The following is an 18,835-nucleotide window of genomic DNA, read 5'->3' as shown; positions in this document are numbered from 1 at the left end:
TCGCAGATGATCCGTCAGCCCAACTCGGCGAGCAGGCGCTCCACCTCGTGCCGGCCGGGTGACTCGATCTGGCGGAACAGGACCAGCGCCCGGCTCAGGTGTGCGCGCGCCGCGGCCGGGTCGGTCGTACGCAGGCAGCGGGCGATGCCCTCCAGTGCCCGGCCCTGCTCGTGTCGGGAACCCAGCCCGGCGGCGTCGACGAGGACGCGACGATGCAGGTCGAGCGCGCTCGTCACGTCGCCCTGATCCAGGATGGCGCGGGCCAGCAGGTTGCGTGAGCCGCACTGGGCGATGCGGTCCCCCACCTCGGTCATCGCGACGAGTGCCGCACGGTGCAGGTCGGCGGCCTGTTCCGGGCGCCCGGCCTCCCGTTCCATCATGCCGATCTCGTTCAGCACCTCACCCTCACCGAACCGGCTGCCCGCCTGTCGCTTGAAACGCAGCGCCATCCGCAGCAACCGGGCGGCCGGCACCACGTCACCCATCCGATGCCGGATCATTCCGAGGTGCCCGAGGGCGTTGCCGATCCGGCGCGGGTCGCCGACCTCACGAGCGATGCCCAGGTGTCGTCGGGCAACGCGCAGTGCCTCGTCGTGCCGTCCCCACAGCAGCAGGGTCATCGCCAGGTTGTTGAGTTCGTTCGTCAGCGCCGCCTTGTCGCGCATCCGCGTCGCCACCGCGCGGGCCTCGTCGAAGCACTCCCGGGCGCGGCGGAACTCGAAGTTGGCGGCGTACGCGCTGCCCAGGTTGCCGAGCGTGTTGCGGAACCCGCCGCGCAGACCCAGCCTGCGGAAGATTTCCAGTGACCGTTCCATGACCCGGATCGACTCGGGAAAATCACCAAGCCGGTAGTGGGCCGAGGCCAGATAGTTGAGCATCGTCGCCACAGCCCGGTCGTCGCCCAACACCTCGGCGGCGCGCAGGCCGATGGTGTGTGTCTCGATCAACTCGTCCAGCCGACCGCCCTCGAACTGGGCGTACCAGCAGGCCCTCGCCAACTGCCAGCAGTACTGGAGGAACGCCTCGGTCTCCGCCAACCGGACCAGGGCGGCCCACCCGGCCAGGTTCTCGTCGAGCCAGGTCTGGCCCTGCTCGGCGACGACCGCGACCAGGTCGGGGCGGAGCGGCTCCGCCACCACGATCAGCGAGTGCAGCGAGGAGAGTTCCGTCGTGCGGGCGATCGCCGTGGCGACGTGCAGATGGTGGTCGAGCAGGCGCTCGATCCCGGCCCGCCGCTCGGCCGCCCGCTCCGGCTCGGCCACCAGGGTCCGGGCGTACTCGCGGACCAGGTCGTGCAGCCGGTACCGGCCCGGCTCCGCCTCCTCCACCAGGTGCGCGTCGACCAACTCGTCGAGCAGGTCCTGCGCCTCGGGCAGCGGCAGCTCGGCGAGGACTGCCGCGACCGAGTTGTCGAACCGTACCCCCGGGTGCAGGCCGAGCAGCCGGAACGCACGCTGCGCCGCCGGCGGCACCTGGGCGTACGACAGGGCGAAGGCGCGGGCGACGGACCGGTCACCCGCTTCGAACTCGGCCAACGGATCGGGCCGGCTCGTCAGCCGCTCGGCCAGGTCGGCGATGCGCCATCGGGGGCGGTGCGCGAGTCGGGCACCGGCCAGCCGGATCGCGAGTGGCAGGTGGCCACAGCGGCGGACGACCTCGGTGGCCGCCTCCGGCTCGGCCGCCACCCGGTCGACGCCGACCACGTGCCCGAGCAGCTCGATCGCCTCGTCAGTGTCGAGCACGGGCAGTGACGACGGTCGTCCCTCGTCCACCCCGACCAGCCGGCGTCGGCTGGTGATCAGGACGAGGCAGTGCGAGCCGTTGGGCAGCAGGGGTGTCACCTGGTCGGCGGTGGCCGCGTTGTCCAGCACCACCAGGGCCCGTCGACCGGCCAACTCGGTACGCCAGAGCGCCAACCTGTCGTCCTGGTTCGTCGGCACCCGTTCCACCGGCACACCGAGCTGCCGCAGCAGCGTGGCCACCGCCGCGGCCGGTGTCAGCGGGGTGCGCTCGCTGTGCCCGTGCAGGTCGATGTAGAGCTGGGCGTCCGGGTAGTCGTCCGCGAGGGCGGTGGCGACGTGCACGGCGAGGGTGGTCTTACCGCTGCCGGCCATCCCGTCGATGAGCTGGATCCGCGCGCCGGCCTCCACGTCCTTCACCAGACGCGCCAGCGTGTGCTGCCGACCGGTGAAGTCGCCGATCGCCCGGGGCAGCGAGCGGACCGGAGCGCTCGGCGACGACGCCCGACCGGCCAGGACGAGATCGCCGGCGAGCACACGCTGATGCAGCTTCTGAAGCTCGACGCCGGGCTCGATGCCCAGCTCGTCGGCGTAGAGCCGCCGACCCTCCCGGTAGACCGCGAGCGCCTCGGCCTGCCGACCGACCGAGGAGAGGGCGAGCATCAGCTGGCCGCGCAGTCGTTCCCGCAGCGGGTGCTGGTCGATGCTCTCGGCCAGCTCGTCGATCAACTCGACGCCTCGACCGAGACGCATCTCGACGTCGACGCACTCCTCCAGCACGGTCAGGCGCTGCTCGTCGAGGGCCTGCGCGCGGCGGCGGATGCTCCGGCTCGGGATACCGCCGAGCGCGGGTCCCCGCCAGAGCGTCAGGGCGGCGCGGAATCCGGTACGCGCGTCGTCCAGCCGACCGGCCGCGGCGGCGGCACGGGCCGCCTCCACACCCCGGACGAAGACCTCGACGTCCAGGTCGTTCGGTGCGATGCGGACGCCGTACCCCGCCGGGTCGGTGACGATCACCTCCGGTGCCAGCCCGAGTTCGGCGAACCGGCGGCGCAACCGCGACACACAGGTCTGCAACTGGGCGCGGGCGGTGGCCGGGGGCTGCTCCTCCCACACCGCGTCGACAAGCTCGTCGACCGGCACGAGTCGGCCGGCCCGCAACAGCAGCATGGCGAGCACGATCCGGTCTCGACCAGCGGTGACAGTGGACTCACCACCGCCGACCCGCAGGGGCCCCAGGATCCCGAACCGCATCTGCTCCCCCGCCTTACTGGCCCGACCTCCAGCAGAGTAGTCCGGCGGTCACGGATCGGCTCGGTCAGGCGATAGCGATGTGAGAGCGGATCGGCAGCGGTGCATCGGACACTCATCCCGGGTTGTCGGTGACGGCATCCGACGGGGGCGGTGCGCCCGTCCCGGGGGCCTTGGCGGGCCAGGCGCACCGATGTCGGTACAGCACGGGCGACAAGAGGGGCGTCGAGCGAATTCGCTCGACGCCCCTTCGCGTGCCGGTCGGGTCAGCGCCGGCCGACGGCGCCGGTCGGGTCAGCGCCGGCCGACGGTGAGCACCGGCTTGGTGACCTCGGCGAAGAAGTCGTTGCCCTTGTCGTCGACGACGATGAAGGCCGGGAAGTCCTCCACCTCGATCTTCCAGACCGCTTCCATGCCCAGCTCCGCGTATTCGAGGACCTCGACGTGCTTGATGCAGTCCTGGGCGAGGCGGGCCGCGGGGCCGCCGATCGAGCCGAGGTAGAAGCCACCGTGCCGCTGGCAGGACCGGGTCACCTGCCCGGACCGGTTGCCCTTGGCGAGCATCACCTGCGAGCCGCCCGCGGCCTGGAACTTCTCCACGTAGGCGTCCATCCGACCGGCAGTGGTCGGGCCGAAAGAGCCGGACGCATAGCCCTCAGGGGTCTTCGCCGGGCCGGCGTAGTAGACCGCGTGGTCGCGCAGGTACCGCGGCATCGGCTCGCCGGCGTCCAGCCGCTCAGCGATCTTGGCGTGCGCGATGTCGCGGGCCACCACGAGCGGGCCGGACAGCGAGAGCCGGGTCTTCACCGGGTACTTCGACAGTTCGGCGCGGATCTCGTCCATCGGCCGGTTGAGGTCGACCCGGACCACCAGCTCGGCGTCGAGCGCGTCGTCGGTGACGTCGGGCAGGAAGCGCGCCGGGTCGGTCTCCAGTCGTTCCAGCCACACACCCGACGGGGTGATCTTGGCGACCGCCTGCCGGTCCGCCGAACAGGAGACGGCGATCGCCACCGGGCAGGACGCGCCGTGCCGGGGCAGCCGGACCACACGTACGTCGTGGCAGAAGTACCGGCCACCGAACTGCGCCCCGATGCCGAAGTTGCGGGTCAGCTCCAGCACCTCGGCTTCCAACTCCAGGTCGCGGAAGCCGTGCGCGCTCATCGAGCCGGAGGTGGGCAGCGCGTCGAGATACTTCGCGCTGGCGTACTTCGCGGTCTTCAGGGCGTACTCGGCGGAGGTGCCGCCGATGACGATCGCCAGGTGGTACGGCGGGCAGGCGGCGGTGCCGATCAGCCGCAGCTTCTCCTCCAGGAACTGCATCATCCGCGTCGGGTTGAGCAGCGCCTTGGTCTCCTGGTAGAGGTACGACTTGTTGGCCGAGCCGCCACCCTTGGCCATGAAGAGAAACTTGTACGCGTCGGGGTGCCCGTCCGGGTCCTCGGCGTACAGCTCGACCTGGGCCGGCAGGTTGCTGCCGGTGTTCCGCTCGTCCCACATGGTGAGCGGGGCGAGTTGGGAGTAGCGCAGGTTGAGCTTGGTGTAGGCCTGGTAGACGCCCCGGGAGATGGCCTCGGCGTCCGCGCCGTCGGTGAGCACGTGCCGGCCGCGCTTGCCCATCACGATCGCGGTGCCGGTGTCCTGGCACATCGGCAGCACTCCGCCGGCGGCGATGTTGGCGTTGCGCAGCAGGTCCAGTGCGACGAACCGATCGTTCGGCGAGGCGGCCGGATCATCGATGATCGCCCGGAGCTGGGCCAGGTGCGCGGGGCGCAGGTAGTGCGCGATGTCGTGCATCGCCTCGGCGGTCAGCGCGGTGAGCGCGGCCGGCTCCACAGTGAGGAATCGGCGGCCTCCCGGGCCGTGTACGACATCGACGCCCTCGTCGGTGACCAGGCGGTAATCCGTCTGGTCGGGGCCGGTCGGCAGCAGGGGGGCGTACGAGAATGCGGCGGCACTGCTCATGAGCGGCAAGCCTAGGGCAGACCGGTCGATCACTCCCACCCGCCGGGCGGGTCCTGGGACGCCGCTCTCATCTCACGGACCCTCCGCCCGCTCACCCACCCGGCGACCAGGCCCCTCAGCCGTCCTTGCCGCCGTCCGGGTCGGGGCACAGCTCGCCCTTCGGCCCGCAGTCGCCGTTGTTCTGCCCACCGGGGCCGGTGCCGCCCGGCCCGGGATTCCCACCGTTGCCGGGCGGGCGGGCGGGCGAGCCTCCGGCAGCGCCGAAGCGGACATATCCGATCTCGCGCCCCTCGCCAATGATCATGCCCTGCGAGCCGACCGCGAGGGCGTTCGCCGAGGTGCGCAGGACGGCCAACTCCCGGCCGGTACGCGGGTCCACAGCGACCAACCGGGACGGCTTCTCGTCCGCGACGACCGCCGCGTACGGGGTCAGCGCGGCACCGGCCTTGCCACTGGCCGGCCGCGTCCACAGCACCCGGTCGGTGCCGAGCTGACGGGCGACCACCGAACGCTTGTCGGCTGCCCGGAACACCGCGTAACGGTCGTCGACCGCGATCAACTTGGTGCCCGATTCGCCGACCCAGAGCAGCCGGCCGTCGTACCCGTCGATGACCGCCTCGCGGCCGTCCGGGCCGACACCGATCAACACGTTTCGCGCACCCTGCGGGTCCTCGCGCTGCACGCAGCCGGCGCTGTCGGCGGTCCGTAGGTTGATCCCGGCCCGCTGCCAGGCCTCCTGCCCGGTCGCCGGGTCCCGGGCCGAGATGGCGAAGTAGCAGGCGCCGTCCTGGGATCGGGCGGCGATCCGCAGCATCCGACCGCCCACCACGGACAGCCGCTCGTCCCGGCCGGGTTCGACATTTTGCAACACCCGGCCGGTGGCGGTGTCCACCACGTGCACCCGGCCGTCCACCGGGAAGCCCAGCAGCGGTGGCGCGGGTTCCGCGCCGGCCACCCCGTCGTCGATCCGGGTGGCGGTGAGCCGGCGGGTGCCGCGCAGGCCCGGGTTGTCGGCGAGCAGGCCGCTGTGCACCCCAGGCAGGAAGGCCGTCCAGATCGGCGCGGTGCCGCGCGGGTCCCAGGCGCTCAGGGTGCAGTCGGTGGCATCGGTGCAGCGGGCGTCGAGGAGCAGGTTGCGGTAGGTCCACACGGCCACCGCGTCGTCGTCGCGTCGCCGGGTCGCCCCGGTGGCCGGGTCGAGCAGCTCGTACCCCTTGACCAGGAGCTTGCCCACGGCGACGACCGGGTCCCGGTCACCGCCGGCGACCGCCGCCCAGTCGGCCTTGCGCTCCCAGAGCTGCGCGCCGGTGGCCAGGCTGCGCGCCTCCACCCGGGTGCGCTGCTCGACCACGACGGCGTCGCCGGCGATTGTCACGCTGCGGGGGGTGCCGCCGATCCGTTGCTGCCAGACCACGTCGGGTTCGGAGATGGGCTCGCTGCGGTCCACCCAGTCCCACAGGCCGGGGAAGGGATTCCACACGCCGGTCGCGGCGAGGGCGACGACCACGGCGAGGCCGAGCAGCAGCCCGCCGCGCACCCGCCCCTTCGCCACCCGCACACCGTAGCCACGATCACGGATCTTCCGTGCGCCCGCGCCGCCGTGTCGCCGCGCTTTCTGCGGCGCAAGGTGTTACAGCGTCCGTATGGCGCTGCGCACGAGGGGAAGCGTCCGGTACGGGATCTGCTCGGCCAAGGCGATGATCGTCGACGCCCGGGTGATGCCGGCGGAGGAGACGATCTGGTCGATGACCCGCTGGAGGTCGGTGTTGGAGCGGGCCACGATCCGGCAGAGCAGGTCGCTGGAGCCGGTGATGGTGTGCGCCTCCAGCACCTCGGGGATCGCCGCGAGGTGGGCGGTGACCGGGTCGTGGCCGTGCCGCTGGCTGATCTCCAGGGTGACGAAGCTGGTCACCCCGAACCCGATCGCGGCCGGCGCGATCTCCGGGCCGAAGCCACCGATGACGCCCCTGTCGATCAGCTTGTCCAGCCGGGCCTGCACGGTGCCCCGGGCCACCCCGAGCCGACGCGAGCACTCCAGCACCCCGATCCGCGGCTCGTCGGCGAGCAGTTCGATCAAGCGCACGTCGAGTGCGTCGAGCTGTACATTCTGCTCACCATTCATGACTGTTGACCATACCGAATGCGCAACCTGACCAGCATTTCCCCGGACAGTTGCCCAGCCGACGCCCGCACCGCGATCCTTCGGTCAACAACCGGCCCACGAGGCCGGCCGGTACGCGAGGGAGGCCATCATGACCCAGGCGATCGACCGACCCCAGTCGACCGAGGACGTCGACGTCGACCGGCTCGTCGGCGCTGTCGACCACGACATCAGCCACGACCCGTTCCCGGTCCGGGGCCTCGACCACGTGCACTTCCTGGTCGGCAACGCCAAGCAGGCCGCGCACTACTACTCCACCGCGTTCGGCATGACCTGCGTGGCGTACCGCGGCCCCGAGCAGGGCTACCGCGACCACGCCCAGTACGTGCTGACCAGCGGCTCGGCCCGGTTCGTGCTGACCGGCGCGGTGCGCCCGGACGCCGACGGCGCCGAGCACGTGGCGAAGCACAGCGACGGCATCAGCGACATCGCGTTGGAGGTTCCGGACGTCGACGCCGCGTACGCGCACGCCATCGCGCAGGGCGCCGCCAGCGTCGTCGAGCCGCACGAGGTGACCGACGAGCACGGCACGGTCCGGATGGCCGCCATCGCCGCGTACGGCGACACCCGGCACACCCTCGTCGACAGGTCCCGCTACACCGGCCCGTTCCTGCCCGGCTTCGCCGCCCGCGGCCCGATCGTGGACCGGCAGCCGATGATCGCCGCCGGCATCCAGCCGAAGCGTTTCTTCCAGGCCGTCGACCACGTGGTCGGCAACGTGGAGCTGGGCCGGATGGACGAGTGGGTCGAGTTCTACAAGCGGGTGATGGGCTTCTCCAACATGGCGGAGTTCGTCGGCGACGACATCGCCACCGACTACTCGGCGCTGATGAGCAAGGTCGTGGCGAACGGCACCCGGAAGGTGAAGTTCCCGCTCAACGAGCCGGCGATCGCCCGCAAGAAGTCCCAGATCGACGAGTACCTGGAGTTCTACCAGGGCCCCGGTGCGCAGCACATCGCCGTCGCCACCAACGACATCCTGGCCAGCGTCGACGCGATGCGGGCCGCCGGGGTGGAGTTCCTGGACACCCCCGACTCGTACTACGAGGACCCGGAGCTGCGTGCCCGCATCGGCAAGGTGCGGGTGCCGATCGAGGAGCTGAAGGCCCGCAAGATCCTCGTCGACCGGGACGAGGACGGCTACCTGCTCCAGATCTTCACCAAGCCGGTGCAGGACCGTCCGACCGTGTTCTTCGAGCTGATCGAGCGGCACGGCTCGCTGGGCTTCGGCAAGGGCAACTTCAAGGCGCTCTTCCAGGCGATCGAGCGGGAGCAGGAAGCGCGCGGCAACCTGTAACACTTGCGAGCGTGACGCAGCCTCCGTCGTACCCGACGCCGCCGGCCGGTGGGCCTCAGCCCGCCGCCGGCGGCTTCGCGCCGCCGCCCGGACCACACCCCCAGGGGTACGCGGCGCCGCCGCAGTACGCCCCACCCGGGTACGCCCCGCCACCGTGGCCTGCCGGCCCGCTGCCGCCGACACTGAGCCCGGGTGGTCAACCGCTGGCGAGCTTCGGCGATCGGCTGCTCGCCTGGCTGATCGACGCGGCGTTGGCCAGTGCCGTGTCGCTGGTGCTGTTTCTGCCGTTCTTTCTCATCCTGTGGTGGCGGATGATCACCGAGATGACCCGGACCAACCCGGACGGCACGCTCGTGGAGCCCGACATGGCGACCTTCTTCGTCGAGTTCTTCCTGCCGATGATTCTGCTTCAGCTCGGGTTCTTCGTCGTGACGCTCGGGCTCTACTGGCTCTACCACGTGGAATATCTCAAGCGCGACGGTCAGACGTTCGGCAAGAAGGCGTTGAAGCTGCGCGTGGTGCCGATCGACCCGACCCGCACACTGGACCGGCGGATGGCCGGCCGGCGTTGGCTCGTGCAGTTCCTGGGTGGCTCGTTGGTCCCGGGTGGCACCTACGTCGACGGCCTGTGGCAACTCTGGGACAAGCCGTGGCAGCAGTGCCTCCATGACAAGTTCGCCGAAACGGTCGTCGTTAAGGTGTCCACGTGAGCGAGCGCAGCGAGCGAACCAGCAGGCACAGTAGCGTGGCGCCTCGCGCCGTCGCGCAGCGAAGCGGAGCGGCGGCGTGAGCGAGCGCAGCGAGCGAACCAGCAGGCACAGTAGCGTGGCGCCTCGCGCCGTCGCGCAGCGAAGCGGAGCGGCGGCGTGAGCGTTCAGCCTGGCTGGTATGTCGACCCGGCCGACAGGGAGACCCAGCGTTACTGGGACGGCGAGGGTTGGCTCGGTGCGCCCATCCCCGCCGACGCCACCCCGCCGGACGGTCCTCCGCCGGTCGAGCCGCCGCCCGCGCCGGTCACCTCGGCCGCGCCCGCCGCGGCGGGTGCCTCGGGCCCGGGGACCGTCGCGCCCGGCGGGCCGCCGCAGCAGGGCCCACCGCCGGGGTACGGCCCGCCGGGGCAGGGCCCGGGCTGGGGGCCATCGGCCGGCCCTCCGGCCTGGGGTCCGCAGGGTGGTCCGCCGGGCTGGGCGCCTCCGGGTGGCCATCCAGGCTCGGCACCACTGCCCGGCCACCCGGGCTCGGCACCAGCGCCCGGGCAGCCTGGTTGGGCGCCCCAACCCGGCCAACCGGGTTGGGCGCCTCCGCCCGGTCACCCGGGCTGGGCGATGCGACAGCCCGAGCCACGACCGCATGGCCTCCGGCTGGCCGGTTACGGCCGCCGGCTCGTTGCTCGGCTCATCGACTTCGGCCTCCTCTTCGCACTGAACATCGTGGCGAACGGCTGGTTCGTCTGGCGCTGGGCGCAGGAGTGGGCCCCGTACTGGCAGGAGATCTTCCGGCGGGCGGCGCGGGGCGACACCTCCGCCGAGGGCCTGCCGTTGCCCGGCCAGCAGGCCAATTCGCTCCTGGCGGTGATCCTGCTGGTCGCCACCGCGCTCTGGCTGGCGTACGAGGTGCCCGCCATGGCCGCTGGCGGGCAGACCCTCGGCAAACGGGTGATGCGGATCCGGGCGGTGCCGATCGCCGCCGACCAGCCGCTGGGCATGGGCCGGGCACTGGGCCGGTGGAGCCTGCTGGGTCTGCCGACTCTGCTCTGGTACTGCGCCGGGATCGGCCTGGTGCTGCAACTTGTCGACGCCCTCTCTCCGCTCTTCGACCAGCCGCTGCGCCAGGCATGGCACGACAAGCGCGCGCAGACGGTGGTCGTCGAGGTTCCCCACCACACCGGACCCACCCCCTCGAACGACCGCGACCACCCCCCGGGAGACACCCCATGACCGACTCCGGACGTCACCAACCGGCGCTGCGGCTGACCCGCGCCGACCTGGACGCGCTGCCCAGCTACGTGCCGGGACGCAGTCCCGTCGACCTGGCTCGGGAGTTGGGCCTGCCGGAGGCCATCAAGCTGGCCAGCAACGAGGTTCCGTACGGGCCGCTGCCCGGCGTGGTCGAGGCGGTCACCGAGGCGATCAGCACCTCGCACCGCTACCCGGACATGGGCGTGATCGCGCTGCGGGACGCGCTGGCCCAGCGGTACGGGGTGGACGCCGACCGCATCGCCACCGGCTGCGGGTCGGTGGCGCTCGCCGAGCACCTGGTGCGGGCCACCTGCCTGCCCGGCGACGAGGTGCTCTACTCGTGGCGGTCCTTCGAGGCGTACCCGATCATCGTGGCGACCAGCGGCGCGACAAGCGTGCGGCTGCCCAACGACGCCGGGCACGGGCACGACCTGGCGGCGATAGCCGCGGCGGTGACCGACCGGACCCGGGTGATCTTCGTCTGCAACCCGAACAACCCCACCGGCACCGCGGTACGCCGGGCCGACCTGGACCGGTTCCTCGACGCGGTGCCGGACGACGTGCTTGTGGTGATCGACGAGGCGTACCGGGAGTTCGTCACCGACGCCGAGGTGCCGGACGGGCTCGACTACCTGGACCGGCCCAACGTCGCCGTGCTGCGCACGCTGTCCAAGGCGTGGGGGCTCGCCGGGCTGCGGATGGGCTGGCTGGTCGCCCAGCCGGTGGTGGCTGCCGCCATCCGCAAGGTGGCGACCCCGTTCTCCAGCAGCACCGCGGCCCAGGCCGGGGCGATCGCCGCGCTGGCACAGGCGACGGAGATGGAGCGTCGCTGCGCCCTTGTCGTCGCCGAGCGGGACCGGGTCACCGAGGCGCTGCGCAAGTTCGTGCCCGAGGTGCCGGCGAGCCAGGCCAACTTCGTCTGGCTGCCGCTGGGCGAGCGGGCCGTGGCGTTCGGCAAGGCGTGTGAGGCGCGCGGGGTGATCGTGCGACCCTTCGCCGGGGACGGCGTGCGGGTCACCATCGGCACCCCCGCCGAGAACGACGCGTTCCTGAGTGCGGCGGAGTCCGCGCTAACCTGACCCGGATTGGGCCATAAGTTCTGTTTGTCCACTTCCGCCCCACTAACTGCCCTATCTTCCGAAGTAGCCGGCCGTGTCGAGGAATCACGCCGGCTCACTTCGAGAACGGGGTAACAAACAGTGCGTACTGCCAAGATCTGTCTCGCCGGAGCGGCCGCCGCCGCGATGGTGGGCTTCCTCGCCGCACCGGCCGCCGCCGCGCCGACCGACACCACCACCGTCACCTTCGAGGTGGCGGCGGGCACCCTCGACATCGACGCGCCGGCCACCGCCGACCTGGGCAGCGGTGCGCCCGGCAGCACCATCACCGGTCAGCTCGGCCCGGTCACGGTCACCGACTCCCGGGGTGCGGCGGACGCCTCCTGGGTGGCCACGGTGACGGCCTCCGTCTTCCAGACCGGCGGCGGCACCCCTGCCGAGACGGTTCTCCCGGGGGAGATCGACTACTGGTCGGGCCCCGCCACCGCGACCACCGGCACCGGCACCTTCACGCCGGGCCAGGCCACGGCCGGCGACGCGTTCCCGCTGGACAGCGTCACCCCGCTCACGGCGTTCACCCACGCCGGTGGCACCGGCGGTAACACGGCGACCTGGAACCCGACCCTGATCGTCAACGTGCCGCTGGACAGCATCGCGGGCGTCTACACCGGGACGGTGACGCATTCGGTGGCCTAGCCGCCACGGCCGGTCGACCGTCGCGGTCGCGCTGGCGCTGCTCTGCCTCGCCGGTCCGGGTCTGTCGACCCGGGCCGGCGCGGTCGAGCCGGACGCCGACGACCGCCTCGGGATCCGGCTGCTGGAGGCACCCACCAACCGGCGCGACGACCCCAGGGCGTTGCGGTACATCGTCGATCACCTCCCGCCGGGCACCACCATCAAGCGGCAACTGCTGATCAGCAATCGCACCGACGAGGCTCGCCGCATCGACGTCTATCCGGCGGCGGCCACCGTGGAAGGGTCCGAGTTCAGGTTCGGCGAGGGCCGCGCGACAAACGAGCTGACCTCGTGGATCACCCTCGACAAGTCCGTCGTGAAGGTGGATCCGTGGGGCGAGGCCCGGGTCCTGGCCACCATCGTGGTGCCGCGGCCCGCATCCCGCGGCGAGCGGTACGGGGTGCTCTGGGCGTCCGCCACCTCGGCACCCCGCTCCGACGGGGAGGTCACCCAGATCCACAGGGTCGGCGTCCGGATGTATCTCGACATCGGGCCCGGGGGCGAGCCGGTCTCCGACTTCTCGATCGGTGAGCTTCGACCGGCCCGCAGCACCGAGGGCGTGCCCTCGGTGACCGCCCAGGTGACCAACACCGGCGGTCGGGCCATCGACCTGACCGGTTCGGTCGCCCTCAGCGACGGGCCGGCCGGCAGCCGAGCCGGCCCATTCGACGTCGGGCAGGGCGTCACGCTGCCGCCGGGTGGCTCCGGGCAGGTCATCGCCCGGCTACCGGCCGAGCTGCCGAACGGGCCCTGGAAGATCGAGGTGAACCTGGAGAGCGGGATGGTCAAGCGCAGCATCACCGCGCAGATCGAGTTTCCCGACGCGGGTCAGGTCGGCAAGCGCGGCAGCGTCATCTCCCGGATGACGTCCGGCTGGACCGTGGCGGCGGCCGTCGCGGGCCTCCTGCTCATCGCCGGCCTCGCGATGCTGGCCCGCCGGTCCCGGCGGTCCACCCGGACCCCCACCGGCACGCCACGGGAGCGAGTCTCCGCCGGACACTGACGCCACGCCGGCGGCCGCGCAACGCATCGGCCGCCGGCGGCGGGCTCGCGCCAACCGCCGACGGCCGGCGTACGTCACACGCGCCGCCAGCGACGGGCGGCGAGCCCACCGACGATCAGCAGGAGCACGCCCAGCCCGATGAGCAGCAACGTCGACCCGCCGGAACCGGTGACCGGCAGTTCACCGTGGCTGGGCGTGGGCTGGGGTGGTGCCGGCGTGGGTTGCGTCGGTGTGGGCGTGGGCGGTGCGGGTTGCGTCGGCGTCGGCGACGCCGGCAGGATCTCGAAGGTGACGCCGGTATCCGCCGACGGCGCGGCCCGGACGCCAACGGACCCGCGCGCCGAGGCGGGATCCGCGTCCAGCACCGGCGGGACCGCCAGCGCGAGGCTCACGGCGGCCAGTGCGCCACCCACGAGGTAGTTGGCTGAAGTCCTGCCCATGCGCCGACCCCTTCCCGAGGAAACCTGAACCGCGAAAAACATATCCTTTACCGACAAAAGGTATGGACGGTTCGGCTCCTCGGCGTCGAAGACGCCACGATCAGGTGGCGGCCAGGATCACCGCTTCCGACGTCAGGTAGTAACGCTTGTCGTCCCCGTCGGGGTCCACGGGCCTGCGGAGCCGTTCCACAGCGACGAAGCCGCCCTCGACCCCCACCGCCCCAGGTGCCCAACCCGTCCCGTCCCGCCCGACGTTGAGCGAAAACCGGGACAGTTGCCCACCGGTCGCCGGGTCCAGCGTCACCAGGTCGTTGGTCTCGGTCAGCAGGTGCACCCGGCCCGGCTGCGCGGCCAGGACCCGCACCGCACCGAGAGCGGCCGACCGCCACAGCTCCGCACCCGTACGCGCCGAACGACCCACCGCCACCCCGTCGAGCACCACGACTGCCCGTTCACCCGCCACCGCGGCCCCGGCCGGATCGAGCGCGGGGGCGGCGACCGGCTCGCCGGTGCCCAGCAGCCATCCCCGGCCGGCCGCGTCACCCGGTCCGGCGGTGCGCAGGGCCACACAGTCCGACCGGCCGGTACGACAACCGAGCGGAGTCACCACCAACTCGTCCGCCCCACCCGGCGGTCGCCACCGTTCGCGTACCGCACCCGTCGCCGCGTCCCGAAACTCGACAGTCGCCGGCCCGGCGCACCGGTCCAGGCCGATCAGCTGGCCGGAGGCGGTGGTGCCGACGTCACTGCGGCAACCGCCGGGCAGGTCGACCCGCCACAGCTGACGGCCGTCGCGCACCTCGACACCCCGCGCCTCGGCGTCTCCGCTGACCACCACCACAGTGCGACCGTCCGGAAGGTCGGTGAGGTGCAGCCCGCGCGGGTCCCAGACGGTTGCCGCACCGGTACGCCGTACCACCGCCGTGCTCTTCACGGGCTCCGGGCCGTCGGCTTTCCAGAGCACCCGACCGGTCGGCGCGTCGAGCGCGACAAGTCGACCGTCGGACCAACGGCTGACCACAGTGCTGCCGCTGGCCACCACCCCGGTCAGCTCCGCCGGCCAGCGCCGGTACGACCAGTACGGAGTGGTCCGGTACCGCCCGTCGACCGGCCGGTCGGCGTAGACCTGGCGGTGCGCGGCGTACACCCGCAGTCTGCCGTCCACGATCAACGGGGCGACCGGCAGTCGACCGACCACGCCGGCGGCCGGTCGCGCCACGGGCGGATAGTCGGCTCGGGCCACGGTGCTCACCTCGGCCGGCGCGAGCACCCGGTGACCGATGACCACGACGGCCACTGTCGCGAGCAGCGCCGCAACCGCCATCGCGAGCCGTCGTCGGCCCCTCGGGATCCCCATGCCGCACCTCCGCCCGGCACCCTACCCAGCGGAACCGGCCGGACCCCGCGCAGGTCACGGTGACGACGTGCGCAGGCGCGGGCGGAGCGTGACCGGCCGCGCTCAGGCGGCTTCGACGGAGCCGGCGCCCGCCGCGACGGCCAGGTCGGCGAGGTCACGCCGAAGTGCCACCTCGACCGCCCGCGCGGCGAGGTGGCCGAGCAACAGCGCCACCACCCGGCCGTACGGAGCGGTCGGCACGGCCTCGTGGGTGACGGTGACCGCCGTACGACCTCGACGGCGACGCCGGACCTGTCGCAAACTCCAGGTGATCCGGTAATCCACGCCGGCACCGGAGGAGCACAGCACCAGTCGGTGTGGGGCCAGCGACTCCACCACCAGGAACTCCTCGGTGAGAGTGCTGCCGTCGGGCTGGGCGCGCTCCTCACGCCAGGCGGTGCCCGGCCCGAACGGCCCCGGGGTGAGCACCTCGATCGGGCCGGCGGCGGTCAGCCGGACCGCGCGGCCGGGCAGGTCGGTCAGCAGACACCAGACATCGACAGCGTCCGCCTCGACGAACCTGGTAACCGCCACCGTCGACATGCCAGCCCTCCCGTGTCCCCGACGGTACGCGGAGTAAGCGCCAACCGTGGCCCCGGAACGGATTTTCCACAGGTGCGGACCGGCGGGCGCTACGGCTTGAAGAGAAACACCTGCACGTTGTCGTTGAAACAGGACATCTGAGCGACGGCGGTGCCGGCCGCTCGGCCACCGTCGAGCGGGCCGATGCACATCTTCGGCGCGGTCGCGGCGTGCAGCCGGTACCCCTGGCCCGCGTTCGTCTGAACCGGTTCGAGGACGAACCGCTGATCCGGACGGTCGCAGTAGCCGCGCGGTGCCAGCAACTGCCCGTGGGCGGTCGATGGCTCGCCGTTCGGGCCGGGGTCGACCTGTAGGCATCCGCCGCCGCCGGACGGGCGCGGCCAATAGATCTGGTACGTGTTCGCCGCCACCTTCCGCAGCTCGCTGGCGGCGGGCTCGGCCTCGGCACACGACACGATCACGGCCACCTCCGGCCGGTCGTTCCCGGGTTCCGGACCCACGCCCACGCAGTTCGACCCACCGTCGGTGGCCGCCGGCATCATGCGGTACGTCCCGGCGGCGGGCAGCGCGGCGGCTGCCGGCTTCGTCGGCGACGCCTTGGGTGACCTCGGCGTCCTGGTCGTGGGCGCGGGCACGACGATGATCGACGGAGCGCTCGGGCTGGCTGTCTTCCCGCCGCGATCGTCCGACAGCAGTTGTCCCCCGTCGTCCTGGCCGGCGGTCGGCCCCGCCTGCACACCTTTCGGACCGTCACCCCGGTTGGCATCGCGGAGCGCCCGGACCGCCACGCCGACGGCTACCAGGACCAGCAGGACAACCATCGCGCCGAGAAGCACACGCGTCGACCAGCCGGTCCGAAAAGCCAGCGGCGGCACGAAGTCGCGCAGCCGCAGCGGTGCGACAGCCACCCCGTCGGCCTCCGCGGCTCGCCTGCGGTGCAGCCCCGCCCAGGCGCCGTCGCGCCGGTTCCGCACGGCCGTGGCCAACGGCCCGTCGGAGTACGCGTGGACACGCGACGGCCGATCCGCGGTCAGGACGGATTCGCCAGTGGCCGGCTCGGACGGCGCGGCAGCCGGCTCGGACCAGGTTGCAGCCGGCCCGGACGGCGCGGCAGCGAGGTCGGACCGCGCGGCGGGCAGGTCGGACCGCGCGGCAGCCGGCTCGGACCGCGTTGCGGCCGGCTCGGACCGCGCGGCAGCAGGCTCGGGCTCCCGGGGCGACGCCGCGGGTTCGCGCGGGGCGGGCGAATCCGGCTCGGCCGCGTACCGGTGCGGCTTGTCGGCGACGGCGGCTGGCTCGTCGCTCGTCGACCCGGCGACAGCCGATCCGCTGGACACCGTCTCGCTGCTGTCCGGCTCGTCGGGGGTCGTCGTCTCCGGCCGGGGCTGCACGCCGCCGCGTTCCCAGTCGGTCACCTGCGACAGTTCGGCCGGTAGGGGCGGTACCTCGTCGAGCAGCCCCCACGGCGGGCGGACCCTCAGCTCGTCGGCGATCGAGCTGGCACCGGCCGTCCCCACGGCGGCGACGACGGTGGCGACCGGCTCGGGCTGACCGGCAGCGGCCGCCGCGAGTCCCTTGCGCACCGTGATCCAGCGGTCCACCGTGCCCTGATCGCCGCCGCAGGCTCGGACGAAGGCCGCGACAAGCTCCTCCCTCGGCAGGGTCGCGCGGCCCAACGCCGTGTTCAGCGTGCTGTGCGGCAGCACGTCGCCGGCCTCCTGCGCCTTCCTCGTAACCTGCCGAATCGTCAGCCCGGACCACTGGCGGAGCGCCCGCAGTTGGGCCACGAACTCGGCCGCCGAGCCGGCGGCCTGTGGGTCAGGCGCCCCACCGGCGGTGGACTGCTCGTTCGCCATCGACCGTTCCTCCCCCGCGCTCAGGCAGCCGACACGCCTGCTGGCGCATTCGTGCGCCGACTCCGCTCGATGCTGGCCGTGCCCTGTTGACAGTGGACGACCCACCGCCCGGCCGATTGAGCATGGCCGGGCGGTGGGATCGTTTCAAGTCGGTACGGCTGATGATCAGGTCGGAGAGCCGATGCGGGTCACCTGAGCGAAGCCCCCGGCGGTGCGCCGACTAGAAGGTGAAGCACTTGTGGTGCGTGGGGTCGTACGCGCGGATCTTGTTGTAGACCCGTGGGCAGCTGCCCTTCTCCCTGATGGTCTGCCAGGCCGTGTCCTTACACGATCGCATGTCACCGCACTGGTCGGTGCGGTAGGAACTGGCCCCGGCCATCCAACCGCGGACGATGCTGCAGTTCGTCAGCTGCTTGTAGACGTACTCGCCGCCCGCCGAACGGAACTGCACGTACTCGTCGCCCGGCTTCGAGTTGCGCATCGCCCAGTACCAGGGCGACGTCTTGTCCCACTGGAACGTGCGGCGCGGGTTGTACCGCTTGTATCCGTGCCCCTCGCACGGCCTGGCCTTCTTCGCGCCGGCGGCGGCCCGATCGGCGGTGACCCCGTTGCCCTGGGCCAGTTCGCCACTGTCCTCGGCGGCGTCGGAGTCGGCGGCGGCGTCGCTGCCCTCGGCCAGCGCGCTGCCGCCGGCGGCGGCCCGGTCGGCGGTGACCTCGTCGCCCTCGGTCAGGTCGCTGCTGGATCGTTCGCCACTGGCCCGTTCGGCGGTGCCGTCGTTGCTCCGGGCCGACGTGCCACTGGCGCCTTCGGCTGCGGGCTGGATGACCTGCACGCGGTTCTTGGCGGCGTTGGCGTTGTCACCCGAGCCGGTCACCAGGGCGAGGATCACGCTGAGCGCGGCGAGCAGGGAGATGATTCCGAGGATTGCGTTACGTGTGTTGGGGCGAATGCCGCCCACAACCGATTGGGTTCTCATGTCCTCAAGACCAGCTGTACGAACTGGTCTCGGCAAGCGATCCGCCGCCTGGGACAGTCCCGGACGACCAGCGGGGACAGGCCCTGGACGACGGGTTCGGCACCGGTCGTCGCCGACCGGTGCCGAAGCGCCGGTCAGCGTTCGAAACGACCGACTCGAATCGCGCCGATGAAGGCCGTCCACCCGGGCGGGCTGACCGCGAGTGTGGGGCCGGTCTGGTCCTTGGAGTCGCGGATGGCGACCAGACCATGGACATCGACAAGGTTGTCTGCCACTTCCACGCAGAGCCCCTGGTCGTTGGAGCGGCTGCTGGTACGCCAGACCGCGCCCGCGAGATCGTGCATCGTCGTTACCTCCGTGTGCGATGGGCCCCACCGCCGCTGGCGACCAGGAGGGTGGCCCGGACCGTGCGGCGAGGCGACGTATCCGGACGATCAACGGGTCAACCAGGGCCGGC

The 18,835-nt window shown here is 72.2% G+C and carries 16 protein-coding genes; 6 read left to right on the top strand and 10 right to left on the bottom strand.

The window, feature by feature from the left end; translation table 11 throughout:
• Positions 1–14: 14 nt before the first annotated feature.
• From AB0A95_RS06780 to AB0A95_RS06765, 4 genes are all read right to left on the bottom strand, one after another.
• Positions 15–2,993, bottom strand: coding sequence for a BTAD domain-containing putative transcriptional regulator (locus tag AB0A95_RS06780; RefSeq protein ID WP_357554664.1), 2,979 nt, complete (start codon positions 2,991–2,993; stop codon positions 15–17).
• Positions 2,994–3,284: 291 nt separating this feature from the next.
• A complete protein-coding gene (locus AB0A95_RS06775; protein ID WP_357554663.1) occupies positions 3,285–4,952 on the bottom strand; it encodes a fumarate hydratase in 1,668 nt (555 codons plus the stop codon).
• A gap of 115 nt (positions 4,953–5,067) precedes the next feature.
• Complete coding sequence (locus AB0A95_RS06770; protein ID WP_357554747.1) at positions 5,068–6,477, bottom strand: PQQ-binding-like beta-propeller repeat protein; 1,410 nt, start codon at positions 6,475–6,477, stop codon at positions 5,068–5,070.
• A 105-nt stretch (positions 6,478–6,582) separates the two neighbouring features.
• Positions 6,583–7,074, bottom strand: coding sequence for an Lrp/AsnC family transcriptional regulator (locus tag AB0A95_RS06765; RefSeq protein ID WP_357554662.1), 492 nt, complete (start codon positions 7,072–7,074; stop codon positions 6,583–6,585).
• A 130-nt stretch (positions 7,075–7,204) separates the two neighbouring features.
• Here AB0A95_RS06765 and hppD point away from each other — a divergent pair, with 130 nt between their 5' ends.
• From hppD to AB0A95_RS06735, 6 genes are all read left to right on the top strand, one after another.
• A complete protein-coding gene (gene hppD, locus AB0A95_RS06760) occupies positions 7,205–8,410 on the top strand; it encodes a 4-hydroxyphenylpyruvate dioxygenase (RefSeq protein WP_357252721.1) in 1,206 nt (401 codons plus the stop codon).
• A gap of 11 nt (positions 8,411–8,421) precedes the next feature.
• Positions 8,422–9,120, top strand: coding sequence for an RDD family protein (locus AB0A95_RS06755; RefSeq protein ID WP_357554661.1), 699 nt, complete (start codon positions 8,422–8,424; stop codon positions 9,118–9,120).
• A 156-nt stretch (positions 9,121–9,276) separates the two neighbouring features.
• Entirely contained in the window at positions 9,277–10,347 is a 1,071-nt protein-coding gene (locus AB0A95_RS06750) for an RDD family protein (protein WP_357554660.1), read from the top strand.
• Positions 10,344–11,447 (top strand): histidinol-phosphate transaminase, encoded by a 1,104-nt coding sequence (gene hisC, locus AB0A95_RS06745; protein ID WP_357554659.1) that lies wholly within the window; start codon positions 10,344–10,346, stop codon positions 11,445–11,447. Before AB0A95_RS06750 ends, hisC begins: the two co-directional genes overlap by 4 nt.
• A 120-nt stretch (positions 11,448–11,567) precedes the next feature.
• Positions 11,568–12,122, top strand: coding sequence for a hypothetical protein (locus tag AB0A95_RS06740; RefSeq protein WP_357554658.1), 555 nt, complete (start codon positions 11,568–11,570; stop codon positions 12,120–12,122).
• Positions 12,123–12,282: 160 nt separating this feature from the next.
• Positions 12,283–13,164 (top strand): hypothetical protein, encoded by an 882-nt coding sequence (locus AB0A95_RS06735; RefSeq protein WP_357554657.1) that lies wholly within the window; start codon positions 12,283–12,285, stop codon positions 13,162–13,164.
• A 74-nt stretch (positions 13,165–13,238) separates the two neighbouring features.
• On the opposite strand, the gene AB0A95_RS06730 is transcribed toward AB0A95_RS06735, so the two are convergent.
• The 6 genes from AB0A95_RS06730 to AB0A95_RS06705 all read right to left on the bottom strand — a co-directional run bounded on the left by AB0A95_RS06730 (position 13,239) and on the right by AB0A95_RS06705 (position 18,722).
• Positions 13,239–13,604 (bottom strand): LPXTG cell wall anchor domain-containing protein, encoded by a 366-nt coding sequence (locus AB0A95_RS06730; RefSeq protein WP_357554656.1) that lies wholly within the window; start codon positions 13,602–13,604, stop codon positions 13,239–13,241.
• A gap of 100 nt (positions 13,605–13,704) precedes the next feature.
• On the bottom strand, positions 13,705–14,961 hold the full coding sequence (locus tag AB0A95_RS06725) for a PQQ-binding-like beta-propeller repeat protein (RefSeq protein WP_357554655.1): 1,257 nt from the start codon (positions 14,959–14,961) through the stop codon (positions 13,705–13,707).
• 102 nt (positions 14,962–15,063) lie between these two features.
• Entirely contained in the window at positions 15,064–15,543 is a 480-nt protein-coding gene (locus AB0A95_RS06720; protein ID WP_357554654.1) for an SRPBCC family protein, read from the bottom strand.
• 89 nt (positions 15,544–15,632) lie between these two features.
• A complete protein-coding gene (locus AB0A95_RS06715; protein ID WP_357554653.1) occupies positions 15,633–17,399 on the bottom strand; it encodes a helix-turn-helix domain-containing protein in 1,767 nt (588 codons plus the stop codon).
• A 220-nt stretch (positions 17,400–17,619) separates the two neighbouring features.
• Positions 17,620–18,378 (bottom strand): hypothetical protein, encoded by a 759-nt coding sequence (locus tag AB0A95_RS06710; protein WP_357554652.1) that lies wholly within the window; start codon positions 18,376–18,378, stop codon positions 17,620–17,622.
• 134 nt (positions 18,379–18,512) lie between these two features.
• Entirely contained in the window at positions 18,513–18,722 is a 210-nt protein-coding gene (locus AB0A95_RS06705) for a DUF397 domain-containing protein (RefSeq protein WP_357554651.1), read from the bottom strand.
• Between the last annotated feature and the right edge of the window lie 113 nt (positions 18,723–18,835).

The sequence above is a fragment of the Micromonospora sp. NPDC049230 genome (assembly GCF_040647875.1).
GTDB lineage: Bacteria > Actinomycetota > Actinomycetes > Mycobacteriales > Micromonosporaceae > Micromonospora.
The sequence above is the reverse complement of the archived record's forward strand: the minus strand, read 5'-3'. Positions and strand labels throughout refer to the sequence as shown.